This window comes from Acidiphilium cryptum JF-5, from assembly GCF_000016725.1.
Lineage (GTDB): Bacteria > Pseudomonadota > Alphaproteobacteria > Acetobacterales > Acetobacteraceae > Acidiphilium > Acidiphilium multivorum.
In genome coordinates this window covers 1-25,942 of the sequence record NC_009469.1, presented here as the reverse complement: position 1 = coordinate 25,942, position 25,942 = coordinate 1, and the positions used below count along the sequence as shown (strand labels likewise).

Here is a 25,942-nt window from a genome sequence, read left to right as displayed (position 1 = left end):
GCCGCCGGTAAATCTACGGAGCTCGGTTAAAGCGGATGGCGCGATTCTCTCCAAGCCGAAACAATGATGTTCCAGAGCCTGGATAATAGCCGCCGGACACGTGATTTGCTGATCACCATTTTTCCGCGATTGCGCCGAGGGTGGAATCAGAACAGCACGCCGGCCTCGACCACGAAGGTGGCCTGGTTGCGCCCGGTGCCGTTCGCACCGTAGCCGGTGCTGCCAGCATAGCCGACCTTGGTCAGATGCAGCAGGCCGAGATCGCCGCGGACGAACAGGTTCTTGTTCTGCCAGGTCGGCGTGACCGACAGGCCGTAGCCCTGCGCTCCGGGGTTGAGGAACCAGAAGCCGGGGCCGTTCGAGCTGAAATACTCGACCCAGCCGCCCAGCGAATAGGGGCTTTTGCCGAACGCGTAATCGGCGAAGAGCGCCGCGCCGAAATTGCTCGTGAACTTGCTGATGCCAACCTTCTGGTCAGGCTTCGCATACACATACTGAACCTCCGGCACGAGGTTGAGGTTGCCATGCGTGTAGCTGTAATAGCCGCCGATCATCGTGGAGTTGATATAGTTGGCGCCATTGGAGCCGACGGTCGACTGGTTGTAGGGCGTTGTGGCGCTGCCATAGGTATTCGCGAGCAGGCCGGTATGACCCAGATTGGTCGCGCCGAACACCGAAAGCGCGTTGTTGTCGTTGAAGCTGTAGGTGACCAATCCCTGCAGGAAGTTGAACACCCCGGTGTCGAACCCGTCGCCGAAGGTCACGCTGGCGCTGACCGGTCCCATCGTGTAGGTCGCCGAAACGCCGCGGCTCTGCGAATTTTCGACATAGAAGAGGTCGGTCGTCAGCACGTTGGCGTTGTTCCAGTCGATGCCGGACTCGTAACCTTCGAGCGAACCGATCTGGCCGACCGAGATCGAGAAGTTCTTGGTCGGCGCGAGCGTGATATATCCGGCGTAGAGCGGGCCGGTGGAGAAGGTCTGCACCGAGGTCGCCGTGGGCTTGGTGCCCAGGGTCAGCGAGTTGTTCGAGCCGACCTGGATGGTGAACTGCACGAGGCCGCTGGTCTTCTGGACCTCGATCTGCCCGTTCATGAACTCGGCGCCGGTACTCTTGTCGGTGGTCAGAAGACCGCTGTTCGTGCTGTTGCCGGTGCCGGAGAGCGCGTACATGTAGCCATCGGCGCCGCCGCTGAGTTGGAGCGGGCCGAGCGGGCCGCCGTCGATCTTGATCGCCGAGGGGCCATTGAATGCCTGCGCCGATTGCAGGGCGCAGAGCGAAATCGCCGCGCCAAACGAGGCGGCGATCAGCCGCGTGCGGTTCCGCCGGCCGGGCGTTCTGGAATGGTCTAAACTCATGATGCCTCCTTCAGGCTCTTGCTTCGCGGCTGCCTTGCAAGCTTTACCAAGGAACAAAATTCAGCCCTTGATCGACAACCAGAACGATACGATTTGATCTCGATTTGTCACTCCCATGGATTGGGAAGCTCGGCGCCGTATAATTTGAAAGAAAAAAATGATAACAGTATTAAAGAAACAAGACTTATTATGATTGTCAGGATGGACACCGTCGAACAAATAAATATTTCAACAAAAATCGGCTTATATTTTGTCAAAAATAAAATTGAATATTCGATAACCATAATGGAAATAAATGGCTGAACGATCCTGAAAAGATAATCAGAAAAAAATTTTGTGTTGATATGCCTTTTCAACGAAAGCAATCTCATCAATATCGACGATGAAACAACAATCCATGGCAAAATGCTTGACTCCAGTAAATTTTTTTCTCCTATGCCAATTTTCCTATTCATCAAATAAAATATGACTATCGAAAATACCATCAACCACATGATGGCCCAGACCGTGAAAAGCCGCATCGTTATACGTGGCACAACTTCCAGCGAATGAACGTGCGGCATCTGATGTCTTTTCTTGCCCACGGCGGCTTTCCGTTTATCCGGCATCGCAGCATGAAATCCGTCATTTCTGGCTGTTTCTGGCCAAAGCGAGGTTCAGCCGCAGCACGTCGACATGCGCGGTGCCGATCACGCCGAACGCCGGCCGCACCGCGAGGCGGCGCACCAGGCGCTCGACCGTCGCCGCCGGCATTCCCCGCGCCCGCGCCACCGCGGGCGCCTGCCGCAGCGCGTTCGCCAGCGAAATGTCCGGATCGAGCCCCGACCCCGACGAGGTCGCCGCATCATCCGGCACCGGCCCCGGACCATAGGCCTTGCGATAGGCGGCGATCCGCGCGGTGACATGGGCGACGAGCGCCTTGCTGGTCGGCCCGAGATTGGACGCGCCGGATTCCGAGGCGTCATAGGGCGTGGGTATGGTCTGGCCTTTCGCATTCGTCCCCGTCAGCGCCGAGGGACGGGAATGGAACCATTGCGCCCCCCGGAAATCCTGCCCGATCAGCGCCGAGCCGACCGCCTGTCCATGAACCCGGATCAGGCTGCCATTCGCCTCGAAGGGAAAGACGAGCTGCGCCAGCCCGGTCACGGCCAGCGGTGCTGCCAGTCCGAGCAGCAGGGTGAAGAGGACGACAAGGGAAAACGCGGGGCGGAGTTCGCGCAACATGACGGTCTCGCTCGATCAGCTGAAGATGTGGAAACTGTTCAGGATCAGGTCGATCACCTTGATCCCGACGAACGGCGTGACGATGCCGCCAAGCCCGTAGATCAGCAGGTTGCGCCGCAGCAGCGCCGCCGCCCCCATCGGCCGGAAGGCAACGCCGCGCAACGCCAGCGGCACCAGCACGACGATGACCAGCGCATTGAAGATCACCGCCGAGAGAATGGCGCTTTCCGGCGAGGCCAGGGCCATGATGTTGAGGGCGCCGAGCTGCGGGTAGCTCGCTGCGAAGATCGCCGGCAGGATCGCGAAGTATTTCGCGATGTCGTTGGCGATCGAGAACGTCGTCAGCGCGCCACGGGTGATCAGCAGTTGCTTGCCGATCTGCACGATCTCGATCAGCTTGGTCGGATCGCTGTCGAGATCGACCATGTTGCCCGCCTCGCGCGCCGCCTGCGTGCCGGTCTGCATCGCGACACCGACATCAGCCTGCGCCAGCGCCGGCGCGTCGTTGGTGCCGTCGCCGCACATCGCGACCAGCCGTCCCTCGGCCTGCGCCTTGCGGATATAGCCGAGCTTGTCCTCCGGCGTCGCCTGCGCGATCACGTCGTCCACACCGGCCTCGGCGGCGATCACGCTCGCTGTCACCCTGTTATCGCCGGTGACCATGACGGTGCGGATGCCGATCCGCCGCAGCGCCTCGAACCGCTCCCGGATCCCCGGCTTGACGATGTCCTTCAGCTCGATGACGCCGAGCAGCGCGCCCTCCGCCATCAGGCCGAGCGGCGTGCCGCCGGCGCGCGCGATGCGGTCCACCGCCGCGCCGAAGGCGTCCGGCGCGGCGCCGCCCACGAGGTCGAGGATCGAGTCCACGGCCCCCTTGCGCCAGTGCCGCTCGCCGGCATCGATGCCCGAAAGCCTTGTGTTCGCGCTGAACTTCACGATTTCCGCCCCGTCCGGCAGCACCGGATCGACGCCGAATTCCTCCCGCGCCAGCCGCACGATCGACCGCCCCTCCGGCGTCTCGTCGCCGAGCGAGGCGCAGGCGGCGGCCTCGGCCATGCGCCGCACATCCACACCCGGCACCGGATGGAACGCAGAGGCCATGCGGTTGCCGAAGGTGACGGTCCCGGTCTTGTCGAGCAGCAGCGTGTCGACATCGCCGGCCGCCTCGACGGCGCGGCCCGAGGTCGCGATCACGTTGAAGCGCACCAGCCGGTCCATCCCGGCGATGCCGATCGCCGAGAGCAGCCCGCCGATCGTGGTCGGGATCAGGCAGACGAACAGCGCCGCGAGTTCGGCGATGCCGAGCCGCGTGTGCGAATAGGCTGCGAAGCCGGGCAGCGTGACGACCACGATCACGAACACGATGGTCAAGCCGGCGAGCAGGATGTCGAGCGCGATCTCGTTGGGCGTCTTCCGCCGCGCCGCCCCCTCGACCAGGGCGATCATCCGGTCGAGAAAGCTCGAGCCCGGCTCGGACGTGACGCGGACGACCAGCCAGTCCGACACGAGCTCGGTGCCGCCCGTCACCGCCGAGCGGTCGCCGCCCGCCTCGCGGATGACGGGAGCGGACTCGCCGGTCACCGCACTTTCGTTGACGCTCGCGATACCCTCGACGATTTCCCCATCGGCGGGAACCAGGTCCCCGGCCTCGACGAGCACGAGATCCTCCCGCCGCAACTGCGGCGCCGGCACCAGGGTGAACGCGGCGCGATCCGCCGGATCATCCAGCCGCTTCGCCATCGTGTCGCTGCGCGCCCGCCGCAGGCTCTCGGCCCGCACCCGTCCGCGCCCTTCCGCGACGGCCTCGGCGAAGGTCGCGAACAGCACCGTGATCCACAGCCAGATCGCGATGACGATCGAGAAAGCCCAGGCTTGGCCTGAAACCATTTCGCGAATGCCGACGAACGTCGTCAGCAGGGCGATGATCTCGGTCACGAAGATCACCGGATTGCGGATCAGCGTCCGCGGGTTCATCTTGGCGAAGGCATCGCGTATCGCGCGGATCAGGATATCGCGATCGAACAGCCCGATCGTCTCGGCTTTGCGGGACATGTCAGCGCTCCTCAGAAGGTCTTGCCGGCGAGCAGCAGGTAATGTTCGACGATCGGGCCGAGCAGGTCGGCCGGCATGAACTGCAACCCGACCAGGATGACGATGACGCCGATCAGCAGGCCGATGAACAGAGGCCCATCGGTCGGAAACGTGCCCTCCGAATGCGGCAGCCTCGGCTTGGCGCCGAGCGATCCGGCGATCGCGAGCACCGGGATCATCACCGCGAACCGGCCGAACAGCATGGCCAGGCCCAGCCCGTAATCGAGCAGCATCGTGTTGGCCGAAAGGCCCGCAAAGGCGCTGCCGTTATTTTCGGTGGCCGAAGTCCAGCCATAGAGCATTTCGGAGAGACCGTGCGGCCCCGCATTGGCAAGCGATGCCAGCCCCGATTTGGTCAGCAGCGAGAAACCCGCTCCGGCCAGGATGAACAGGGTCTGCACCAGAATTGCCAGCATCGCGAGCTTCATCTCCCGCGCCTCGATCTTCTTGCCGAGATATTCCGGCGTCCGGCCGACCATCAGCCCCGCGACGAACACCGCGAGCAGCGCGAAGAGAACGATGCCGTAAAGCCCCGAGCCGACGCCGCCGGGAGCGATCTCGCCCAGTTGCATCATGAACAGCGGAACCAGGCCACCCAGCGGGAGATAGCTGTCGGTGAACGAATTGACCGCGCCGGTTGAGGTCCCGGTCGCCGCGACATTGAACGTGGTCGACTGCGCCACGCCGAAGCGCACCTCCTTGCCCACCATGTTGCCGGGATGCGCCGCGAGGCCGGCATGGACGAGGATCGGATTGTTCGCCGCCTCCGCCGCATAGGCGCCCACCATGCCGCACGCGAGGATCACCGCCATCACGGCGAACAGCGCCCGCCCGTCGCGCCGCCGCCCCGCCACATGGCCGAAGGCGATCGGCAACGCGAAGCCGATGACCAGAAGAAGAAAGATTTCCAGAAGGTTCGTCCAGGCCGTCGGATTTTCGAACGGATGCGCCGAGTTGGCGTTGAAGAACCCGCCGCCGTTGGTGCCCAGTTCCTTGATCGCCTCCTGCAACGCCACCGGCCCGCGGGCGATGGTCTGCATCCCGCCCGCGAGGGCATGCACATGGGCATAGGGAGCAAGCGTCATCGGCACGCCGGAGCCGATCAGGAACAGTGCGGCGACTATGGCGATCGGCACCAGGAGATACAGGGTGATCCGGACGAGATCGACGTAGAAATTGCCGAGCGTGCGAATGCCGCCGCTCGCGAAGGCGCGCATGAGCGCCCCCGCTGCGGCAAGCCCGGCTGCCGCGGAGATAAACATATGTACGACGAGGCCGAACATCTGCGCGCCATAGGAAATCTGGCTCTCGGGCGCGTAGGCCTGCCAGTTGGTATTGGTGGTGAAGGAGACTGCCGTGTTGAAGGCGAGCTTCGGACTCATGCCCCTGATGTGTTCGGGGTTGAAGGGCAGGAAATACTGGAGCCGGAGAATCGCGTAGAGCAGCAGGAAGTGGATCAGGCTGAGCAACAGCAGGCCCACCGCATAGGCGCCCCAGGCCATCTGGCGCTGGGGATCAATGCCGCAAAGGCGATAGATCGGCGCTTCGATCGCCGCGAGGAATCGCAGATCGCCGCGATAAAGTCGGGCGAGATAGGCGCCCAGCGGAAAGGCCGCGCCGAAGACGAGGGCGAGCGCGAGGGCGATGAACCCTATTCCGTGCAAGGTCATGGGGGTTTCCGTTCGGAGACGCTATTGTTCGGGGGGATGCCGGTGAAGAACCTGGCGTGCCACCTGCCACATCCACAGGATGACGAGGACGATGGCGAAAGCACTGCCGATGCAGATCAGGGCATCGGCGATCAGGCCAGTGATGTGCGCCGCCAGATGCATGGTGTTCAGAAATCCTCGGGGCGCAGAAGGGCCCAGACGAGATAGATCAGAATTAATCCAGCAACGGTTCCACCGATCAAGAAATCAAACACTATATGATCTCCAGACCGTGGAAATATTACTCAAAACCGACCTGATATACATCATTTATATTCTTTCGCATGCATGGACGTAAAGAAAGAACAATCCAAACACCACAACGCCTAGAAGAACTGTCAACAAGTCATTCATTAATAATTCCCTTCAACCAACACTTGCGACAAGTTCGAAATGGCAGCAAAGGCCACCGAGGTTACCTTGCCGGACCGCAAGATCATGCCGGTTTACGCCGTATAAATTCGAGTCAAAATTTGGAGTTTTTTGTAAAAAAAATATTAAAATTCTAAGCTCGGCGGTCATTTGAGTCAGATGGCGGTGGCTGCGAAGTGTATGCCGGCCAGGATGCTCCTGGCTGTCTTGTCATCGCGCGATCTTCAGCGCCGCCACCCGCGTGCAGCGCGTGGCCGATTACCTGACCGACCCACGGCCCCAGGGGTTACGCATGAAAGATGCCGGTGAGCACTTGCTCCATGTAACGGTTATCCCAGGCGGCCATTTTGCGTCGCCCCTTGAGACTGGCCTTTGATGCCTGAGAGCCTGACTGCTGATTCCGGGCTCAATTCGCCCGGGATTCCGATATTAACTCGCCCGGGATTCCGGGACTTATTCGCCCACCTATTCCGAGATTAATTCGGGCTCTTCGACGTCTCAAGTGGAATGGAAGACGTCGAGCATGGCGTTGATGGGCGCGCCGAGCAGGTAGATGATGCACGCGAAGGTAGCGGTGTTGCGATAGCCTCGGGCGCGAGCGCGGGCTGCCTGGAACAGCCCATTGAGCGCTTCGAGGCGGGCATTGGAATGGCCTGACTTCCAGCGTCGAATGATCCGCTTGGCATTGCGCCGTACGGTATCGACGGCCTGTCGAACAGGATCGAGCAGGTGGTCGGGATCGTCCAGCCGGGCGGTGACGTGGTTGAGGAAGTTGGTCAGCCGCCAGCGCGCGGCCTGTGGCGTTGCGGCCAGGCGAACCCAGCGCAGCATCTCCTTGGCGCGATAGGCTTCGGCTGTGGCGAAGCCGCTGTTCTCCAACTGGTCGAGCGCCTGCCGCTGGGCCATGGTCAGGTTTTCCGGTCGCTTCAACGTGGCCCAGCGTACCCCCTTGGGCAGGTTGTGCTGATGCGCCTCGGCGCGCCGCACCTGCTCGACCGCGGTGGTGAAGATCTGCACGACGTGGAACCAGTCCACGGTGACCGAGGCCTGCGGGAAGCTCTCCGCCGCAGCAGCAAGGAAGGCCGCCGACATGTCACACACCACCTCGGCGATGCGGCGGGCCTCGCCGCCGTGCTCCGCCAGGAAGGCCCGGAAGGCGGTCATGCATTCCTTACCCTTTCCGGGGGTGACGAACAGCACCGGGCGCTCGGCCGCATCGAGGTCAATGAACACGGTGACGTAGCTGTGGCCTCGCTTGGCCGCGGTTTCGTCGAGTGCGATCGCCTCGACCCCGCTGAGATCGAGCCGCTCGATCGCCCGGCCGACATAGTACCGCAGAATGCGCCACAGCCGCTGGTCGGTGACGCCGATGATGCGCGCGGCAGCGGCAACCGGCATCTCGCGCATCAGAGCCAGCGCGGCCTGCTCGAACAACAGCGTGAAGCCGCTGTCGGGACGTGCCCAAGGCACAGCAATGCGGAGTACGCCGTGCTCCGGACAGTCGGTGCGTGGCACACGGGCCTCGATGATGCAGGCGTGCTGAAAGAAGTTGAGGTGCCGCCAGCTCAGTTCCTTCCAGTCGTGCGGTTTGCACAGCCGGCCGCAGGTTGGGCAGGGGAAGCGGGCGCCTGGGTCGGCGGCGACGGCCAGATGCAACTCATGCGGCTGGTAGTCGGTTTCCAACCGCTGGTCGACCACGCGCCAGGGTGGGGTCAGTCCGAGGCCGAGGGTGAAGATGTCGCTGCTTGCCATGGCGGTGCTCCGCGCAATCAGAGTGTCCCGTGCGGGCTGGCACCGCATGCCGCGCCAATGCGCGATCGGACTGCGGGATGCGGCTGCTCGGCCCGTCTGCCTCAAGACTGGCGCCGTGCTCGCCGCCGTCAAGAACGCTGCGCGTCGCTACGCGATGGCCTGCGGCCATTCTTGACCGCGGCTGTGCACGACGCCCCGCGCACGATCAGGCCGGGACGAAGAAACGGCACTCCAGCCGAACCAAGAAACTGGCCCCAGCGTGGCAGGGCTGCTACCTGCGGTGGTGGTCACGCCACTTTCAGGAACCGCCGAAGTTCCACTCGCGGCGTCGAGGAGGCTTAATTCGCCCACCTGTTCCGACTTTTATTCGCCCAGGCGGGCGGGGTTGGCCGGGTCGGATTGAGGTCTCTGCTGGCTGGTTCAGGTTCCCTCCCTTTGTCTGATCGAGGGAGTGGATGAATGCCAGTGGAGCGGATTGCGATGCGCGATGTGCGCGAGATTGTCAGATTGAGGATGGCGGGGCTTTCGACCCGCCAGGTAGGGATCCGGGTCGGGGTTGCGGCATCGACGGTGCGCTTGACGCTGCGGCGACTGGAGGCGGCCGGGCTCGATGGGCCAGGGGCTCTGGCGCTGTCCGAAGCGGCCTTGGAAAGGCGCTTGTTCGAAGGCTCGGCGGGCAAGCGGCCGGGGCATCGACGTGTGGATGAGCCGGACTGGGGGCGTATCCGCCGCGAGTTGCAGCGCAAGCACGTGACGCTGTCGATCCTGTGGGACGAGTATATCGCCGAGCACCCGGACGGATATCGCTACAGCCGGTTCTGCGAGCTCTACCGGAGCTGGGAAGCCCGGCTACCGGTGACGATGCGCCAGACCCACGCATCGGGCGAGAAGCTGTTCGTCGATTATGCCGGCGACACGGTGCCGGTGGTGATCGACCGACTCACCGGCGAGACGCGTGCGGCCCAGATCTTCGTCGCCGTTCTCGGCGCATCGAGCTTCACCTATGCTGAGGCGACCTGGACCCAGACCCTGCCGGACTGGATCGAGGCGCATAATCGCACTCTGGCAGCAATTGGCGGCGTGCCGGCGCTGCTGGTGCCCGACAACGCCAGGGTCGCGATCATCCGCGCCTGCCTCTACGATCCACAGGTCAACCGGACCTACACCGATATGGCGCGCCATTACGGCACGGCCATTCTCCCGGCGCGGCCGCGGCGGCCGCGTGACAAGGCGAAGGTCGAGGTGGCGGTTTTGCTGGCGGAGCGGTGGCTGCTGGGCAAGCTGCGCAACCGGGCATTTTACAGCCTCGCCGAACTGAATGCCGCGATCGCTGAATTCTGCCGCTGGCTGAACGAGGAGCGGGTCGTCCGTCGCCTGGGGGCGACAAGACGGCATCTGCTGGAAACACTCGATCGTCCCGCGCTGAAGGAACTGCCGGCCGAACCCTATGTGCTGGCGCAATGGCGGCGCCGGCGGGTCGGCATCGATTATCACGTCGAGATCGAGAAGCATTTTTACTCCGTCCCCTACCGGCACGCCCGCGCCGAGGTCGAGGCCCGGTTCACCGTGCGCACGGTCGAGATCTTTCTCCGTGGCGAGCGGATCGCCGTGCATGCGCGCGGGTCGGGCAACGGCAAGCACACGACGATCGCCGAGCACATGCCCTCGAGCCACCGGCGTTACGGCGACTGGACCATCGCGCGGATCCATCAGGAAGCCGCACGGCTCGGCCCGTCGGTCGCGACACTCTGCACCCTGATCCTCGAACGCCGGCCTCATCCGGAGCAGGGGTTCCGCGCCTGCATCGGCATCCTTCGCCTGGCCCGCAGTGTTGGCGCCGACCGGCTCGACGCCGCAGCCGAGCGCGCGCTCACCATCGGCACCCTGACCTACGGCTCGGTCAAATCCATCCTCGATCACCGGCTGGAGCGAGCCGCCGGCACCGCCAGTCCCGATCCCACCCCGATCCGCCACCCCAACATCAGGGGCGGCGGATATTTCCACTGATGACAAGGAGAAGCCTCATGCTGAACCATCCGACCCTCGATCAGATCCACCAGCTCGGTCTTGCAGGCATGGCCCGCGCGTTCACCGAGCTGCACGCCAATCCCGAAACCCCCAGCCTCAGTCACGCCGAATGGCTCGGCCTTCTGCTCGACCGCGAGATCACCGTCCGACGTGACAAGCGGTTGAGCACAAGGCTGCGCCATGCCAAGCTGCGCCATGACGCTGCAATCGAGGATGTCGATTACCGGAGTGCCCGCGGCCTCGATCGGGCTCTGTTCCAGAAGCTGATCCAGGGTGAGTGGATCGACGCGCACGACAATCTCGTCCTGAGCGGGCCGACAGGGGTCGGAAAATCCTGGCTGGCCTGCGCCCTCGGTCACAAGGCATGTCGTGATGACAGGAGCGTGCTCTATCAGCGCGCGCCGAAACTCTTCACCGAACTCGCACTCGCCCGCGCCGAAGGGCGGCACGGCCGGATGATCCGCACTCTCGGCACCGTCAATCTGCTGATCCTCGACGACTTCGGCCTTGCACCGCTTGACGCCAGCGCCCGTCACGACCTGCTCGAGATCGTCGAGGATCGCTACGGCCGTCGCGCCACCATCATCACCAGCCAGATCCCTCCGGCGCATTGGCATGAGCTGATCGGCGATCCGACCTACGCCGACGCCATTCTCGACCGTCTGCTCCACAATGCCCACCGCATCGAACTCACCGGTGAAAGCCTGCGCAAGACCCGCAAGCAAACCCCAAAAACCGCTTGACCCAACAAGAACAGGAGAGCAACGAAATCAACAGCCACAGAGACCGCTACCCGGGCGAATAAATCTCGGAATCCCCGGGCGAATAAACGTCGGAATCGTGGGCGAATTAAAATCGGAATCCATGGGCGAATTCTCCGGAATCCGCACCTGACCGCAAAAGATAGTTGAGCGATTTCAGCGGGTTGTGATTCAGTTCGTTTGCGAAGACGAACGGAGACATGATGGCCTGGACTGAAATCGCCCGGCAACGATATTGCCGGGCCGGATTGCGCTACGCAAGCGACCTCACCGACGCCGAATGGGCCTTGATCGAACCATTCATGCCCTTGCCGCTGCATCGAGGCCGGCCCCGGACGGTGGTGCTGCGAAGGATTGTGGAGGCCATCTTCTACATGCTGTCGACCGGTTGCCAGTGGCGGCAGATCCCGAAGGAATTCGCGCCGTTCACCACTGTGCAGGGGTATTTTTACCGCTTCTGTCGCGACGGCACATTTGATCGCATCAATCACGTCCTGGTCATGCAGGCGCGGGAAATAGCCGGACGAGAGGCGTCACCCACAGCCGGCGTGATCGACAGCCAGTCGGTCAAGACCACCGAAGCCGGCGGGCCGCGCGGGTTCGATGCCGGAAAGAAGATCAAGGGCCGCAAGCGCCACATCGTCACCGATACAGTTGGCCACCTCGTCGGCGCCGTCGTTCATCATGCCGGTATTCAGGATCGGGATGGGGCGCCCGACGTGCTCAAATCCGTCAAATCCCTGTATCCTTGGTTGCGGCACGTGTTCGCCGACGGCGGCTATGCCGGTCCCAAACTCAATGGACGCCTCGCAAAAATCGGCAAATGGACCATACAGATCGTCAAGCGCTCCGACACCGCCAGCGGGTTCGAACTCCTGCCGCGACGCTGGGTCGTGGAGAGAACCTTCGCCTGGCTCGGCAGATGCCGACGTCTTGCAAAGGATTTCGAGGCCACCGTTACCAGCGCCACCGCATGGCTCTTCCTTGCCCATATCCGCCTGCTCACAAGGAAAATCACACGCAACCGATAGACGCACTACCATTCAGATTCGGGCTCTGATGGCGGCGTACGAGGTTGATTGCGATCTTGCGAAGCAGGGAGAAGTTCTGGACGGCGTTGCGATCCCGGATCCGGCAGTGATCTTCGTTGAAGGTGACGTCGAGTACCCAGTGTAGGCTGTTCTCGATCTGCCAATGTTGACGGATCGCTCTTGCCAGGATTTCGGGTTGATCGTCGCTGCTGGACAGGAAGTAGCGGATTTCGGCTTCGATCTTGCCGGATCCGTTGACACCGCAGATGGTTTCCACGGCCAGAACGCTCTTCAACCCCGGCCAGTCGCGCAGCGGTTCCAGCGCTACGGCGTCCGGACAGACGAATACCCGGCACCGAACAAGACGGCCATGACCATCATCGAATTCGTCGTGGACCGGCCGATGAGTGGGTGAGCGGCTGAAGCAGGTGGTTGCGCAAAGCTCCGCCACGGCGCTGTGTTTTTTCCCCTGGTTGGCTTTCAGAGTGACGAAATAATCGGCGCCCCCCTCAAGGATATTGGCAGCGATGGCTCGCTGGCACCCCATCGCGTCCAGCGTGACAATGGCGCCCTTGATGTCCAGCACATCCAGCAATTCCGGGATCGCGGTGATCTCGTTCGATTTGTCGCCGACCTGACGCTGGCCGAGCACCAGTCCCCGATCACTTGCCCATGCACTCACAACGTGAAACGCCGCCTGGTCCCGGCTGCGATCAAACGAACCGCGGCTCGCTTTCCCGTCAATCGCCACCACTTCCCGGTCCAAAGTCGTCCCGAATGAGCGCGCCCACGCTTCGAAACAGGCCTCGAAACGCCCGGTATCGATCAGCATGAACACACGTCGGAAGGTGTCGTGGGATGGAATGCCGTTCGGCAGCGCCAGAAACGTGCCCAGCCAATCCTGCTTGCTGCGGCCATATAGCGCCATATCCTCCCAGCTTTCCGCCCCGGAGATCACCGCGCACACCGCAATCACCAGAATATCAATCAGCCGGTGCTCGACCTTGCCGCCTCAGTGGGGGGTCTGTCAGGGCCGAAAATTCCTCCACAAGCCGCCTCACCGACATGCACGTCTCCCAATCTCAAGGAGACTCCCCGAATCACACTCGATTCCGTGCCGTCAATTATGCCCCAAATTTTCATGCGTAGCCCCTGCCCACGGCCCCAGGACGACCGTTAGGGGGCTTAGCCAAGACGGCTACCGCACCGCGCTTGCTGGCCTCAACCACATCCTTGCTCTCATCAATATCCCAAAGCGTTGAACAGCCCAGCTGACGGAGCGACGCCTGGAACAGCGGCTGGGACAGATGCGGACCATTTCTCGTGCCTCTCTTGTTCAGCGAAAGCACGAACTGTGTAAGATTACCCATCCAGAAAATGGTCCTCGATCAACAACCATTCGAACGAACGACGATTTCTGGAATAATCCGTCGCAAGTGTGTAACAAGAGATGTCTCAATGCTGATGTTTTCTGCGCTTAGCGCTGGCTCCACGCAGCCACGGCCACAAAACGGCTGAAGCACCCACCGTCCGATGCCACTCGCTCGGAGATCGAGCGCCAGAGTCTGAAGCACTTGTGCATCCAGCAATGCTGGGTGCACGGTGGTCCGCACTTCGTACGGCACGCCACTTTCACGGAGCATCGCAAGGGCGACTCGCGCTCGGGCACCGCTCGCCTCGGAGCCAGTGATCCGAGCATAGTCGCCGAACGGAGCCTTGATGTCCAAACCAACCCACTGGAGCATAGGCAGTACCCGCTCAAGACGTTTCGGCGAAACGCCGGCCGTATGCAGAGCGACCTCAAACCCCAATGAGCGAACGTCACGTATCATCTGTTCCAGGCACCGATCCATTGTTGGTTCGCCGCCACTAAAGACAACACTATCAAGCAGACCACGTCGCTGATCAAGCCAAGTCAGCGCTTCCAGCCATCGTAAGGGAGAAGTCCCTCGGCGTGCCTGCAAATCCACATTGTGGCAATAGCGGCAACGGAGTGGGCAGCCACGGAGAAAGAACGTCGCAGCAAGGCGTCCGGGAAAATCAAGGGTGGTGAACGGCGCCCAGCCACTGACCAGCGGCTCATCAGGCTGTGGCATGGCACATGGCTCTGGGTTCGACGAAAAACCGCCGTTCGATGAATTCGCTCTGTTTGCCGATATTAAACGAGGATACCGGACGATGATAACCCATCACACGCGTCCAGACCTCACACACGCGTGGGATTGTGGCTGGCTCTTCAGCGGCGCAGCGCGGACAGTGATGATGTGCGCCTGGAAGATAGCCGTGCACCGGACAAACAGAAAAGGTCGGGGTTACGGTGAGGTAGGGTAGCCGGAAGCGCGTCAGTGCCCGCCGCACCAGGTCTCGGCAGGCCGCAGAGGAAGAGATCTGTTCGCCGAGATAGAGATGCAGAACCGTGCCGCCGGTATATTTACCCTGCAGTTCATCCTGACGGGTAAGCGCCTCGAAAGGATCTTCGGTAAACCCGACAGGCAACTGTGATGAATTTGTGTAATAGGGCTTGTCCGGCGTACCTGCCTGAAGAATTTCCGGATATCGGCGCAGGTCTTCTTTCGCAAAGCGATAGGTGGTTCCTTCAGCTGGCGTTGCTTCAAGATTGTAGAGATGGCCGGTCTGTTCCTGGAAGCCGATGATCTTGGCCCGAATATGGTCAAGCAGGTCACAGGCCATCCGATGTCCCGCCGGCGTCGTTATGTCGTCTGTATCCGCCGTAAAATTGCGGATCATTTCGTTGATTCCATTGACGCCGATCGTCGAAAAATGATTGCGCAGGGTTCCGAGATAGCGTTTAGAATAGGGAAACAGACCGGCATCGAGATATTGCCCGATCACTTGCCGCTTGATCTCCAGGCTGTCGCATGCATGCGCAAGCAACGCATCGAGCCTCTCAAAGAGACTTGAACGATTACCCCTGTGTTGAAAGCCGAGCCGTGCACAGTTGATCGTCACGACCCCGATCGATCCGGTCTGTTCGGCTGATCCGAACAGGCCGTTACCGCGCTTGAGCAATTCGCGCAGGTCGAGCTGCAGTCGGCAGCACATCGAGCGCACCATATGGGGCTCGAGATCGGAGTTCAGAAAATTCTGAAAATAGGGCAATCCATATTTCGCGGTCATTGCGAAAAGACGTTCGGCGTTCTCCGAATCCCAATCAAAATCTGGCGTGATATTATAGGTCGGGATTGGGAAGGTGAAGACGCGGCCGTTGGCATCACCGGCACTCATCACCTCGATATAGGCGTGGTTTATCATGTCCATTTCCGCCTGCAGATCGCCGTAGCGGAAGGGCATTTCATTGCCCCCAATCAGGGGTATCTGATCACGGAGATCCTTGGGACATACCCAGTCAAACGTAATATTGGTGAATGGCGTCTGGCTTCCCCAGCGGGATGGAACGTTGAGGTTGTAGATGAATTCCTGGATATTCTGCCGAACCTCGGCATAGGAAAGACCATCCTTGCGCACGAACGGCGCGAGATAGGTGTCAAAAGAACTGAATGCCTGTGCTCCGGCCCACTCATTCTGCATTGTGCCCAGGAAATTCACCATTTGGCCGACCGCGCTTGAAAGGTGTCTCGGCGGCGACGCCTCGACACGATCCGCGACGCCGTTGAAGCCTTCCACGAGCAATGTGCGTAGGGACCAGCCGGCGCAATAGCCAGCAAGCATGTCCAGATCGTGGATATGGAGGTCAGCCTCCCGATGGGCGCGGCCGACCTCAGGTGGATAAATATGATCGAGCCAGTAATTGGCAACGAGCTTTGCCGCGCCGTGAAGAATCAATCCGCCAAGCGAGTAGCTCTGGTTGGCATTGGCCTTAACCCGCCAGTCTTCACGATTGAGGTATTCCTCAAGTGTGGCAATGGGATCGACGAGGTTTTGCGAAGCAAAACCCTCGGTTACCCGCTGGGCAAATCCGCGCCCTACAACCGCTGTATCGCACATCAGAAATCCTCCGTTACGGTCAATATCTAGTGGCATGAATCGATAACAAACGCAATATATAGTATTTTCATCAGAGGAATGCGCGCCGAGTAAGCCGTGGGTTTTCTGATTGGTACAAAAATCCATGTATTTATCGATGAAGTTTCTGACCTGGTATTGACGTTTACTGGACACGCATGAGTTCGATCCCGAACAGGTCGAAGGCGGCGGCTTGCAGTGGTGTGGGCTTTGCCAGGGTGGTGAAGGTGGCATTCGGCGTCCTGATGCCGCGCCGGTCACTCTGGCGCTGTTGCTAGTTCGACACAAATCGCCTGCGACTTATCAAGCTCGCCGTCCACATCGAGACCCTCAGTAAGTCGATCCGCTTGCATCTGTCACGCAGTTCGCCCAATCAGGCGATCCTCGCTTATGCTCTCGCCAGGCTGCCCGGGCTGATCACATAAGCCCAGGGGCATGTGCCCCGCCGAGCCCGCATCCCTCCAATCCCGGCGTCTCGCCATCACCAAGCCCGCCAGCCCCGGACCCACACGCCTGCGCTGCTCCGCGCCTGCCCAATGTCCTGTCGTAAGGCCCGCATGACGTCCAAAGCCGAATACCGCTTCAAGAATTTTCAGGTTAGACAAGGCTCTCCGCTGCGGATCATGGCGCAAAAAAAGCGGTGGATCCGTCGGTCCGTAGACAATTCAGGGTGGAAGGTGGCTGCGAGTATGTTGCCCTGACGAACCAAGGTAGGAAAACCTCCATATCGTGCCAGAATTTCCACGCGGGAGCCTGCCCTCACGATACACGGCGCGCGGATGAAGACCATTTCGAGCCCCCCACCGGAGAGGGCGCAATTTCCCATAGCAACACGGGATTCGTTCTGTCGTCCATAAGCGTTGCGCTGCACGACTATGTCCAAAACCGCAAGGCTTTGCTGCTGCGACGGCAGAACCTTTTTGGCGAGGATAATGCAGCCGGCACAGGTACCGAACACTGGCTTGGCTATAGAAAACTCACGCACGGCTTCGAACATATTTTCGCGTGTGAGCAGCTTGAGGAGCGCCGTCGATTCGCCGCCCGGAATCACCAAGCCGTTAAGATCAGCCAATTCTTTTGTCGCGCGGACCAACACAATCTCGGTATCACTACTGCGCAAAGCCTCCGCATGTGCCGCGTAATCGCCCTGCAAAGCCACAACACCGATTTTCAGCGGCAAGTCTGTCAATCCCTTATCGGCAGCACCTACCAGCCTCGAGTCTGGAGCAACACTTCTTCTTTCAAACTAGCCGCAGCAAGGCCGTGTATGGCTCCGAGGCATGATTCGCTGATCTCGGCAAGGATCTGGGGGTTGTCGTAATGCGTTGTTGCCTGGACTATTGCTTCTGCGCGTGATTGTGCCTCGCTAGGATCGACAAAATTCTGTGAGTCTCTCATGAAGATACCAGAGCCTACGAAAACTGCTTCTGCCCCTAGATGACGGACGAGCGCCGCGTCAGCAGGGGTTGCAATGCCGCCGGCCGCGAAGTTTGGCACGGGCAGTCGGCCGATACTGGCGACGATTCTTACCAACTCGTAGGGAGCCGCCAATTCCTTTGCGGCGGCATACAGTTCATCCTCGCGTAGAATCGTTAAGGCGTGAATATCCTTGGTGATTTGTCGGACGTGCCGGACTGCGTGCATCACATCGCCGGTACCGGCCTCCCCTTTTGTCCTTATCATTGCGGCTCCTTCGGCAATCCGCCGCAGTGCCTCGCCCAGGTTACGTGCCCCACAGACGAAAGGAGATACGAAAGCGTGCTTGTTGATATGATGCATTTCATCAGCCGGGCTCAGAACTTCCGACTCATCGATGAAATCTACGCCGAGAGCCTGAAGCACCTGCGCTTCGGCGAAATGGCCGATCCGGCATTTTGCCATCACGGGGATCGAAACGGCAGTCATGATCTCCTTGATTTTTTTCGGGGAAGCCATTCTAGCGACGCCACCCTCGGCTCGTATCTGTGCGGGGACCCGCTCGAGTGCCATCACTGCCACTGCACCGGCATTCTCTGCGATCTTCGCCTGCTCTGCGGTAGTGACATCCATGATGACCCCACCCATGAGCATTTCGGCTAGTCCCGTCTTAAGTCGTAACGGTGATGTTTCGGTAAGATTAGTCGGCATATCGCTCATATATAGACCTCCTGTGTAAGCGTCCGTCTAGCAAGCCGACACGCGCTTCGCGGCTGCGAATTTCCGCGTATAGACAGTAGAGTTGAAAATTATCCCGCTTCTGCCCGCTCATACATTCCTTTGACTTCAGCCTAATATCAACGGCTTTCTATGCGGCTTCTTGTGCGGTCGCTTATGACGACACTCCACGGCCGAACATTGCGAAGACTCGGAAGATCAGAAACTTGGAAGGGTCAGATCTTCATTATCGGCGATGGCTATGCCCTCGACCTCTACCAGCCATTCCGGCCGGCAAACCGGACCCTGTACAATGATCGCCGGGACGCCGGGCAAGCGCTCCGACAATGCCGTTTTGATACGTGGATGGTCGGTTGGATCACGCAGATAGACGATGAGGTGCATCAGCTCACTGAGTCCCGCCGAGCCGGCGCGCAAAAGCGCCTCCACATTGTCGAGCGCGTGGTCGAATTGGCGCATCACATTTCCGGGATGAACTACCTGCCCGGAGCGATCAATGCTGGCCGTTCCCGAGATAAAGAGATGGGCGCGATCGGCATATGCAATGCGGGTGCCACGCTCGAAGGTTACGTTGTAGTCCCTCGTCGGGCAAAGACGATCGAAATCATTGAGATAGGACACCTGTTGTGGTGCAAGCCCGAGGATCGAGTAGGCATCCATCGTTACTATATCGAATCTGTGTGCGCACGCACCCTCAATGCCGGTGCTGGCAATGAAATGCGTCTCTGCCGACAGACCCTGTTCAAGAAACATCTCACTCCTGCTTGTCACCATATCCTTATAGAATACGTCGATGCCCTTGACGTAAATCCAGGTGCGGACGCAATTATTGTGTAGGGTGCCCCCGAGACCATCGAGCCCATCGATAAGAGTGTCGAACATCCGCCGTGTCTGTTGTGTCACAGGAACCAGCCTATCGTCCGATCCCGGGCAAAGACCTGTTGTCCAGAGATGGGCAAGACCATTTTTTTCGACCACGACATGCCGCGGCGTAAGCCGGCGCTTGGAGAGATCGAGAGCTCCGCTGACATGATAGGCAAGAAGGGACAGCTTGGTTCCTGAGAGAGGCGGCTGCTGGATGATAGACAGTGCCACAGGAGAGCCATCTTCATCCTCTGCCAAACGGCTGCGCCGCAGCAAAGGTGCCTGGTTCATCGCATCGCTGACGAACAATCGCCGGAACACGGAACCGCCGGCCGGCAGACCGAGCTCCTGCCGTGTTTCATCATAACGTTGCTCAAGACAGGCGAGCTGCTCGGTGAGGTCGAGATCAGCGGGTGGTTCGATGACAATGTAATGTTCGCTTCCGCCGGTCATCCGCCCGAAGCTTTTACTGATAACTCTGCCACTACAGTCCATACTCAGAATGCTTCCCGTGGTTTGGTAGATCCCAAAAATGTGGTGTCCGGAAGGCTGCTGCTATTGCCTCTATCCTGCCCGGCTAGGCTGCCAGTCCATCCCGGCGCGCCCATGCAGATAACCATTGACAAACGGCAGCTGCGCGGTGAGTTCGCGCAGGCGCGTGAGCCCCTCCTTCGCGTCATAAATGCCGTCGAGCACGGCGCGGTAAAGTGTGGAGATTTCGACCATGTCGAGTGCGTGTGGCGAAAGACGGAAATGGGTGACGCCTGCTGCCTGGAGATCGGTGAGTTCTTCGAGCAGAGCGACATGGCCGTGCGAAAGGGTCTGCGTGCCGTTGATTGCCAGCAGTGGACGCCCGTCAAGCTGTGCGATCTCCAAACCATCCGCATCCTGGCCACAGACGAACTGGCAATTATCCTTATGCAGATCATGTGCGCGCGCGTGATAGCAGCGTTGTGAGATGGCCAGCGGTTGGCGGCCGAAAACGAACACTTCAACCTCACTCGATTGGTTCCGTGCCGCCAACGTGGCAATCGCGCCAATGGATAGCTCCATTGGCGCGTTCACCCGCATGGCACCCAGACGGAGAAGGACATCGAGTGCACCTTCATTGAAAACGTTCACCAGAGGACCGGAGACGAATGCCTGCCCATTTAGCAGTTGCAGGCATGCGAGATCGTTGATCTCGATCAGATCACCTGTCTCGCAGAGCGCGCGGATCATCGCGACCTCATGATCGGTGATGATCAACGCCGGTGTCGAGAACACGACCTGCTTTCCTGCTCGACGCAGACGCTCGGCGATCTTCGGTAGGTCTTTCTCGAACCAAGGCAGACGCTTGCTACAAACCACCTCGCCGAGATAGACGCACTCGACAGGCGCCTCGTCGGCGATACGAGCGTAGAAATCCCGCCTACGCGCCGCGGGCCAGTGGAACTGCAACGGCCCCAAGGTTAAACAGCTCATCGCCAGCCTTTCGCATAGGCGCCGAATGTCTCGCGTCCTCCTTCGGCGACCTCACGCAGCACGGCGGGAATCGGTGCCGTCGGCGCGCCCTCGGCAAGCGCGTCGAGGACGTGGCGGAAAGCGGTGACGACGGTGGCCACATAGGTGCGACTGCGCTGGCGGCCCTCGATCTTCAAGGCAGTTACCCCGGCCGCCTTGAGTTCCGCGAGGAGCGGGATAACGTTGAGACCGGTCGGCTCCTCAAACAGATAACTCGGACGGCCGTGTACTAGGAAGCGACCCTTGCAGGGGGTCGGGTAGGCTGCCGGCTCATTGTGCGCGAATCGGTTAATCATGACTTCGCCGAGACGGGAGACCAAGCGATCCCCGTCCTCATGGTAGGAAGCACACTCGGCCGGAGCGCAGACACCGTCGCTACTCGGCGACCGGCCGGTCATATAAGAGGAGAGAAAGCAGCGGCCCTCCACCATCGTGCCAAGGCTGCCAAAGGCAAACGCCTCGGCCTCGATGCCTGTTTGTCCGATCAACGACGTGACTTCTTCGACCGAAAGCACGCGTGGTAGCACGACACGGCTGATCCCAAAGATGTCCCGGTAGAATCGGATCCCGAGCGGACTCGCTGCGGCCGCCTGCACCGAGAGGTGCCGTCGTAAGTTTGGATGGCGGCGCGACGCATAATCGAGCACGCCGAGATCGGCAAGAATAACCGCATCTGCGCCGCATGAAGCAGCATCATCGATCGCGCGCTGCCATGGTCCAAGGTCGCCGGCTCGGGGAAACGTGTTGACAGCGACGAAGACGCGGCAACCGCGGGCATGGGCGTAGCTGATGCCCGTGTGTAAATCTTCGCGGGTAAAATTCAGGCCAGGATAGTTGCGGGCATTTGTGCAGTCCTGGAAACCGCAATAGACGGTGTCGGCTCCAGCGTCGACCGCGACGCGCAAGGCAGCAAGAGTGCCCGCCGGACAGACCAGTTCGAGATAGCGTGTCATGTCACCGCACCGATGGGATTCCGACGCCTCGTTTGCGCTTCAATCTTGGCCATGCGCGTTCTCAATGCCTGCAACTCTGCCTCTACCCGTTCGCAATACGCGGTGACGGGATGTTCTTCTCGTCTTGCCGTATGCAGCGCTTCGTGCCCCATGGTTAGGCGCTGATGCGCAGCGGTGAGCCGCCGCTCGAGCATGAGTGCCACCCGCCGGGCGGCACGTTCTCCCGGTCCGAACAGTGTGGTTGCCGCTTTGAATACATTGACGGTTTCGCGATCGAGTGCGTTGCGCAAGCTGACGATCGCCTCAATGTCTCCTGTAATGACAACCTCTCTGGAAAAGAACAGCGCATCGCTGTCGAGTCGGCCTTCGAGCAGCCCCACCAATGTCGCTAACCGGCCCCTCACGCAGGCATTCAAGGACTGCTCCAAGGTCGATGTCGGCACCAGTGATGCTGGCCCTCCCCCGAAGCGGAGCACGAATCGATGCCGCAGATCGGTCGGCTCGATACCGATCGTGCAGGGCTTATGGGCTGCGAGGGCGCGGAACAACCGCGGATGTGTTCGGCCAAGCCGGCGCATCAGCAAAATCGTAGCACGCATCAGAGCCGGCGCGGGAAGCAATCCCAACACATTGGTCGCGAGCAGAACCGGGAATTCCGTCTCCGCCATGAGCCATCACTCCTGCGATTTCCATGCCGCACCGCAGCGACAACCGCATCTTGTCAACATGCAGAAGACGAACGCGCCTTGATTTAGATCAAGGCGCGTCGACGCATTCTCACATATTGTAACTACCCAGGTTACGCGCGCATGGTTTTGAGACCTGGCGACTTGTAGTAGGAGTTCCAGCCACCGAGGCGGGCGACAATCCAGGCGAGCCACGCGAGGGATCGGGGTGGATGAAAGTTTTTCTGTCTTGGAGTTTTGCCGTCGAGCGGCGGGCCGATGGCATCCGCTGCTGTGAGCAGTCCGGGATCGATGATGTCGGTTGCCGGTCTATCGCTGCCGTTGCGTGCATCGACGAGCTGGACGGTGCGGGAGTTTGCGGCAAGACCGATCAGGGCCAGCTTGAACAGGTGTCTGGCGTCCTGCAGCCGGGTTTCTTTGAGCCTGAGGGCTTCACTTTTCAAAGACCGGAAAACTTCCTCGATTCTCCACCTCAACCGGTAGAGCCGGTAGAGCCGTACGATTTCGGCGGCACCGGCAGCGTCGTTGGCCTCGATCGTGGTAAGCGGGCGCCACAAAAGCGACGCGCATTCGCCATTCCCGTCGATCTCGCGCGCCTCTATCATGGTCAGGCAGAGATGCTCCGGCCCTTCCCCGTCGCTGGCATGGCGCGGCCTGCCAGCGTCTCGACCATCTTGGCACACGTGAGGAAGGGCCGCCTGTTTGAAATCACGGGGGACTGTAAATGAAGACTTGGTCACATCGCTATTCCTGGCGGCTTGCGGCCGCAGGCATGGTTGCCGCATCCTGGCTTGCGGTACCTCGCGCTGCCTACGCGATTCCCGCCTTTGCGGCGCAGACTGGCGAACCCTGCTCGGCCTGTCATATCGGCTTTCCTCAACTCACTCCGTACGGTCGTGATTTCAAACTTGAGGGATATATTGCCGGCGGAACATTTCCGACATGGAAAAACGTTGCCATCGCTGCTCAAATAGGTTTTACCCAGTTGCACGACAAAATACCGGGAGGACTACGTCCGAGCTTCAAATCTAACGACGTTGTGGTGCCGCAGCAAACAAGCCTATTCTATGGTGGTGCTCTCGATGCACAACTTGGGCTAGGCGCATTCATTCAGGCAACCTATTCTGGAGTATCAAAGAGTGTTCACTGGGATGGTATGGATATCCGGTTTGCACATCCCGCTACGCTGTTCGGGAAGCCGTTGTTTTATGGCCTTACGTTCAACAATGCCCCGACCATCACGGACCTGTGGAACACAATACCTGCTTGGGGCTTCCCGTATATCCACTCAAACGTGCAACCCGGACCCGTTGCTGATGATCAGATAGATGCCTTAGGCGGCGAAGTCTACGGCATTGGTGCGTACGGCGCCTTGAACATCACGCCATCAGATATGCTTTACACTGAAGCCGACCTTTACAAGTCGCTTCCTAACCACCTCAGCTACGCACTGGGGGTTGGTCCAGCGCCGCGCGTTAATGGCGTCATTCCATATGTCAGGCTTGCGTTCCAGCACACTTGGGCAAACAACTCGTTCGAGGTCGGGTCATACGCATTATTTGACCGCCCCTACCCATCGGGCAGGCTCAACGGACCTACCGATCGAATCCTCGACGTCGCCGCTGACTCCCAATTCCAGTACATCACAGCGAAGCAGGCACTTTCGATCCAAGCAAATTTTGTTCACGAGACGCAGGATTGGAGGGCAAGCTATCCGCTCGGAATTACTGCAAATCCTTCCGATACTCTAGATATACTAACATTTAGTGTCTCTGAGCTTCTATTTCAAAAATACGGTGTTATTGAATCTTTCCGCACAGTTTATGGTAACGCTGATCCGCTGCTGTACGCACCATCACCAATTGGTGGAAGCGCAAATGGAAAGCCAGACACGAATAGCTGGACAACAGAGCTTGACTACTACCCGTTCAATAATGGCGGACCCAAGTGGCTGCCATGGTTGAACGCCAAATTATTTGTGACCGATACGGTTTATCCCACGTTTAATGGATTGGCCCACAACTACGACGGCTTCGGTCGTAGTGCCGGTGCCAATGACACGTTGTTCGCTGGAATGTGGGTGGCATTTTAGATGGAATGAGTGTCTCCCCTACTGACCTAGATGCCGAAATATGCCTAGCGCCAGGCACTCGGCCCATTACGGCATCTAGGTGCGGATTCCTCAAGCGTTAGGTCCATCGGGGCTCTGAATCGGCGAAAGTTCTTATACGACACAGGTATTTCGAGGCGCTGGGAAGTGTTCCGACGCCGACTTTCAACGACGTCAGCCGATCCGGTGTTCTGCACCGCATCTTTGATCGACGCCAACGCGATCGGTAAATCCAATACTAACAATTGGACCGCCAAGAACGACTACTGCCCGTTCAACAACGGCGGATCCGCTTGGTTGCCCTTGGGCAAATGCGAAATTCATCATTGAAGATACGATATAGTCGACATTCAATTGGCTTGCCCGCAACTACGACGACGCCGGGCGCGGTGAGGGGGGCAACGAAACGTTGTTCGCTGGAATGTGGGTGGCGTTCTGAATCGATTGGTGCCACTCTAGAGGCACATTCTGCAGGAGGCTTTCCCATGGTTAATCGTATCGCCCTCGTTTCATTCGTCGCCGTCTTCGTGGCTGGTTTTGCCACAGCGGCACTCCCGGTCTTCCCGGCGCCTGCTCTGGCCGGCGGCATGCCCGATGGCAATGCGGTCAAGGGCAAGTCGATCTTCAGCGCACAATGCGCCGCATGCCACAGCGTGGTCGCCGGGCAAAACGGCATCGGCCCGAGCCTTTACGGCGTCTTTGGAAAGCCAGCCGCGAGCGTGGCCGGATTCCCGTTCTCGCCCGCGTTGAAATCCGCCCACATCGTTTGGACCGCGGCCGCACTGGACAAATTCTTGACCAACCCGCAAGCCGCCGTGCCGGGCACCAAGATGCCTTACATGGGCATGCCGAATGCACAGAAGCGCGCGAATGTGATCGCCTATCTGGCAACCTTGAAGGACCAAAATTAATTAACGTGTGGGCGGCAACTGACCGTGTGGGACACGCCTGACCAATTCGACAGGAAGAATAGCGTGATCCCAAATGCCTGGAGTACCGCCGCCCGATCATGGGTATTGATCGCGCGCGTGTCACACCACTCGGTACCTCGACGGCGAGTCCATGCCGCTTGGCGACAGCCGAAGCAGATCGGCCTAACCGTTAGTCGAACACTCTACTACAGCCCTGGTTAAGCGCTTCTTGACCCACTTGGCCGTCGCCCAGAACAAATCGTCGCAGTGACCGCAAGGCAACAACCCGTGCAGTTCCCCTTGTATCCCGATATCCTCGCGCTCATCCTAACTCGACCGAGCGCAAGAAACGACCGCTTCTACCGATAAAGAACTGGGCGTTTGTATCATTCAGAAGCGCCCAGTTTAGGTAAGATTCTCATGGTTGGCGGCGCCGATTTCGTGCGGCCCA

The 25,942-nt window shown here is 60.0% G+C and carries 22 protein-coding genes and 1 pseudogene; 6 read left to right on the top strand and 17 right to left on the bottom strand.

Features of this window, described 5'->3' with window-relative positions:
* Nucleotides 1-146: 146 nt before the first annotated feature.
* The 7 genes from ACRY_RS01785 to ACRY_RS01765 form a co-directional block, all read right to left on the bottom strand.
* On the bottom strand, nt 147-1,358 hold the full coding sequence (locus ACRY_RS01785; RefSeq protein WP_011930764.1) for an outer membrane beta-barrel protein: 1,212 nt from the start codon (nt 1,356-1,358) through the stop codon (nt 147-149).
* Nucleotides 1,359-1,982: 624 nt separating this feature from the next.
* Entirely contained in the window at nt 1,983-2,582 is a 600-nt protein-coding gene (gene kdpC / locus ACRY_RS01780) for a potassium-transporting ATPase subunit KdpC (RefSeq protein WP_007425088.1), read from the bottom strand.
* 15 nt (nt 2,583-2,597) lie between these two features.
* Entirely contained in the window at nt 2,598-4,634 is a 2,037-nt protein-coding gene (gene kdpB / locus ACRY_RS01775) for a potassium-transporting ATPase subunit KdpB (protein WP_011930763.1), read from the bottom strand.
* Nucleotides 4,635-4,645: 11 nt separating this feature from the next.
* Nucleotides 4,646-6,343 (bottom strand): potassium-transporting ATPase subunit KdpA, encoded by a 1,698-nt coding sequence (gene kdpA / locus ACRY_RS01770; protein WP_011930762.1) that lies wholly within the window; start codon nt 6,341-6,343, stop codon nt 4,646-4,648.
* A 21-nt stretch (nt 6,344-6,364) separates the two neighbouring features.
* On the bottom strand, nt 6,365-6,505 hold the full coding sequence (locus ACRY_RS19490) for a hypothetical protein (protein WP_155856319.1): 141 nt from the start codon (nt 6,503-6,505) through the stop codon (nt 6,365-6,367).
* A 5-nt stretch (nt 6,506-6,510) separates the two neighbouring features.
* Nucleotides 6,511-6,597, bottom strand: a complete 87-nt coding sequence (locus ACRY_RS20545; protein WP_225487703.1) for a potassium-transporting ATPase subunit F — start codon at nt 6,595-6,597, stop codon at nt 6,511-6,513.
* A gap of 655 nt (nt 6,598-7,252) precedes the next feature.
* Nucleotides 7,253-8,506, bottom strand: a complete 1,254-nt coding sequence (locus tag ACRY_RS01765; protein ID WP_011930454.1) for an ISL3 family transposase — start codon at nt 8,504-8,506, stop codon at nt 7,253-7,255.
* Between the two features lie 480 nt (nt 8,507-8,986).
* Here ACRY_RS01765 and istA point away from each other — a divergent pair, with 480 nt between their 5' ends.
* The 3 genes from istA to ACRY_RS01750 all read left to right on the top strand — a co-directional run bounded on the left by istA (nt 8,987) and on the right by ACRY_RS01750 (nt 12,326).
* Nucleotides 8,987-10,513 (top strand): IS21 family transposase, encoded by a 1,527-nt coding sequence (gene istA / locus ACRY_RS01760; RefSeq protein ID WP_081432832.1) that lies wholly within the window; start codon nt 8,987-8,989, stop codon nt 10,511-10,513.
* Nucleotides 10,514-10,530: 17 nt separating this feature from the next.
* Nucleotides 10,531-11,277, top strand: coding sequence for an IS21-like element helper ATPase IstB (gene istB / locus ACRY_RS01755; protein ID WP_011930761.1), 747 nt, complete (start codon nt 10,531-10,533; stop codon nt 11,275-11,277).
* 221 nt (nt 11,278-11,498) lie between these two features.
* On the top strand, nt 11,499-12,326 hold the full coding sequence (locus ACRY_RS01750; protein ID WP_011930760.1) for an IS5 family transposase: 828 nt from the start codon (nt 11,499-11,501) through the stop codon (nt 12,324-12,326).
* Here the strand turns inward: ACRY_RS01750 and ACRY_RS01745 are convergent.
* The 3 genes from ACRY_RS01745 to ACRY_RS01740 all read right to left on the bottom strand — a co-directional run bounded on the left by ACRY_RS01745 (nt 12,310) and on the right by ACRY_RS01740 (nt 16,292).
* Nucleotides 12,310-13,302 carry an ISAs1 family transposase gene (locus ACRY_RS01745; RefSeq protein WP_231295227.1) on the bottom strand — a complete coding sequence of 331 codons (993 nt, stop codon included), beginning with the start codon at nt 13,300-13,302 and terminating at the stop codon, nt 12,310-12,312. The genes ACRY_RS01750 and ACRY_RS01745 overlap by 17 nt on opposite strands.
* 412 nt (nt 13,303-13,714) lie before the next feature.
* Nucleotides 13,715-14,422: an anaerobic ribonucleoside-triphosphate reductase activating protein gene (locus ACRY_RS18650; protein WP_011930758.1), complete on the bottom strand. Its 708-nt coding sequence runs from the start codon at nt 14,420-14,422 to the stop codon at nt 13,715-13,717.
* Nucleotides 14,409-16,292 carry a ribonucleoside triphosphate reductase gene (locus tag ACRY_RS01740; RefSeq protein WP_011930757.1) on the bottom strand — a complete coding sequence of 628 codons (1,884 nt, stop codon included), beginning with the start codon at nt 16,290-16,292 and terminating at the stop codon, nt 14,409-14,411. The genes ACRY_RS18650 and ACRY_RS01740 overlap by 14 nt, the downstream gene beginning before the upstream one ends.
* 260 nt (nt 16,293-16,552) lie before the next feature.
* On the opposite strand from ACRY_RS01740, the pseudogene ACRY_RS19485 reads away from it, so the two are divergent.
* Nucleotides 16,553-16,735: pseudogene (locus ACRY_RS19485) on the top strand (IS1380 family transposase); the annotation flags it as partial.
* A gap of 167 nt (nt 16,736-16,902) precedes the next feature.
* On the opposite strand, the gene pdxT reads toward ACRY_RS19485, so the two are convergent.
* From pdxT to ACRY_RS01705, 7 genes are all read right to left on the bottom strand, one after another.
* On the bottom strand, nt 16,903-17,490 hold the full coding sequence (gene pdxT / locus ACRY_RS01735; protein WP_011930756.1) for a pyridoxal 5'-phosphate synthase glutaminase subunit PdxT: 588 nt from the start codon (nt 17,488-17,490) through the stop codon (nt 16,903-16,905).
* Between the two features lie 26 nt (nt 17,491-17,516).
* Nucleotides 17,517-18,446 (bottom strand): pyridoxal 5'-phosphate synthase lyase subunit PdxS, encoded by a 930-nt coding sequence (gene pdxS, locus ACRY_RS01730; protein WP_011930755.1) that lies wholly within the window; start codon nt 18,444-18,446, stop codon nt 17,517-17,519.
* A gap of 216 nt (nt 18,447-18,662) precedes the next feature.
* On the bottom strand, nt 18,663-19,781 hold the full coding sequence (locus ACRY_RS01725) for a Rid family hydrolase (protein ID WP_231295226.1): 1,119 nt from the start codon (nt 19,779-19,781) through the stop codon (nt 18,663-18,665).
* 111 nt (nt 19,782-19,892) lie between these two features.
* A complete protein-coding gene (gene ubiV / locus ACRY_RS01720) occupies nt 19,893-20,792 on the bottom strand; it encodes a ubiquinone anaerobic biosynthesis protein UbiV (RefSeq protein ID WP_011930753.1) in 900 nt (299 codons plus the stop codon).
* The gene (ubiU, locus tag ACRY_RS01715; protein WP_011930752.1) at nt 20,789-21,784 is read right to left on the bottom strand and encodes a ubiquinone anaerobic biosynthesis protein UbiU; all 996 of its coding nucleotides are present in this window, start codon (nt 21,782-21,784) and stop codon (nt 20,789-20,791) included. The genes ubiV and ubiU overlap by 4 nt, the downstream gene beginning before the upstream one ends.
* Complete coding sequence (ubiT, locus tag ACRY_RS01710; RefSeq protein ID WP_011930751.1) at nt 21,781-22,452, bottom strand: ubiquinone anaerobic biosynthesis accessory factor UbiT; 672 nt, start codon at nt 22,450-22,452, stop codon at nt 21,781-21,783. Before ubiT ends, ubiU begins: the two co-directional genes overlap by 4 nt.
* Before the next feature lie 131 nt (nt 22,453-22,583).
* Nucleotides 22,584-23,075, bottom strand: a complete 492-nt coding sequence (locus tag ACRY_RS01705; RefSeq protein ID WP_231295225.1) for a transposase — start codon at nt 23,073-23,075, stop codon at nt 22,584-22,586.
* 119 nt (nt 23,076-23,194) lie between these two features.
* Between ACRY_RS01705 and ACRY_RS18645 the strand changes: the two genes are divergently transcribed.
* Nucleotides 23,195-24,562, top strand: coding sequence for a hypothetical protein (locus ACRY_RS18645; protein WP_081432845.1), 1,368 nt, complete (start codon nt 23,195-23,197; stop codon nt 24,560-24,562).
* Nucleotides 24,563-25,065: 503 nt separating this feature from the next.
* The gene (locus tag ACRY_RS18640) at nt 25,066-25,491 is read left to right on the top strand and encodes a c-type cytochrome (protein ID WP_043508963.1); all 426 of its coding nucleotides are present in this window, start codon (nt 25,066-25,068) and stop codon (nt 25,489-25,491) included.
* Nucleotides 25,492-25,942: the final 451 nt, after the last annotated feature.

Bases quoted from the DNA above. Each gene is read 5' to 3' on its own strand.
- ACRY_RS01785 (WP_011930764.1), bottom strand. From the start codon at position 1,358: ATGAGTTTAGACCATTCCAGAACGCCCGGCCGGCGGAACCGCACGCGG.
- kdpC (WP_007425088.1), bottom strand. From the start codon at position 2,582: ATGTTGCGCGAACTCCGCCCCGCGTTTTCCCTTGTCGTCCTCTTCACC.
- kdpB (WP_011930763.1), bottom strand. From the start codon at position 4,634: ATGTCCCGCAAAGCCGAGACGATCGGGCTGTTCGATCGCGATATCCTG.
- kdpA (WP_011930762.1), bottom strand. From the start codon at position 6,343: ATGACCTTGCACGGAATAGGGTTCATCGCCCTCGCGCTCGCCCTCGTC.
- ACRY_RS19490 (WP_155856319.1), bottom strand. From the start codon at position 6,505: ATGCATCTGGCGGCGCACATCACTGGCCTGATCGCCGATGCCCTGATC.
- ACRY_RS01765 (WP_011930454.1), bottom strand. From the start codon at position 8,506: ATGGCAAGCAGCGACATCTTCACCCTCGGCCTCGGACTGACCCCACCC.
- istA (WP_081432832.1), top strand. From the start codon at position 8,987: ATGCGCGATGTGCGCGAGATTGTCAGATTGAGGATGGCGGGGCTTTCG.
- istB (WP_011930761.1), top strand. From the start codon at position 10,531: ATGCTGAACCATCCGACCCTCGATCAGATCCACCAGCTCGGTCTTGCA.
- ACRY_RS01750 (WP_011930760.1), top strand. From the start codon at position 11,499: ATGGCCTGGACTGAAATCGCCCGGCAACGATATTGCCGGGCCGGATTG.
- ACRY_RS18650 (WP_011930758.1), bottom strand. From the start codon at position 14,422: ATGCCACAGCCTGATGAGCCGCTGGTCAGTGGCTGGGCGCCGTTCACC.
- ACRY_RS01740 (WP_011930757.1), bottom strand. From the start codon at position 16,292: ATGTGCGATACAGCGGTTGTAGGGCGCGGATTTGCCCAGCGGGTAACC.
- pdxS (WP_011930755.1), bottom strand. From the start codon at position 18,446: ATGAGCGATATGCCGACTAATCTTACCGAAACATCACCGTTACGACTT.
- ACRY_RS01725 (WP_231295226.1), bottom strand. From the start codon at position 19,781: ATGACCGGCGGAAGCGAACATTACATTGTCATCGAACCACCCGCTGAT.
- ubiV (WP_011930753.1), bottom strand. From the start codon at position 20,792: ATGAGCTGTTTAACCTTGGGGCCGTTGCAGTTCCACTGGCCCGCGGCG.
- ubiU (WP_011930752.1), bottom strand. From the start codon at position 21,784: ATGACACGCTATCTCGAACTGGTCTGTCCGGCGGGCACTCTTGCTGCC.
- ubiT (WP_011930751.1), bottom strand. From the start codon at position 22,452: ATGGCGGAGACGGAATTCCCGGTTCTGCTCGCGACCAATGTGTTGGGA.
- ACRY_RS01705 (WP_231295225.1), bottom strand. From the start codon at position 23,075: ATGATAGAGGCGCGCGAGATCGACGGGAATGGCGAATGCGCGTCGCTT.
- ACRY_RS18645 (WP_081432845.1), top strand. From the start codon at position 23,195: ATGAAGACTTGGTCACATCGCTATTCCTGGCGGCTTGCGGCCGCAGGC.
- ACRY_RS18640 (WP_043508963.1), top strand. From the start codon at position 25,066: ATGGTTAATCGTATCGCCCTCGTTTCATTCGTCGCCGTCTTCGTGGCT.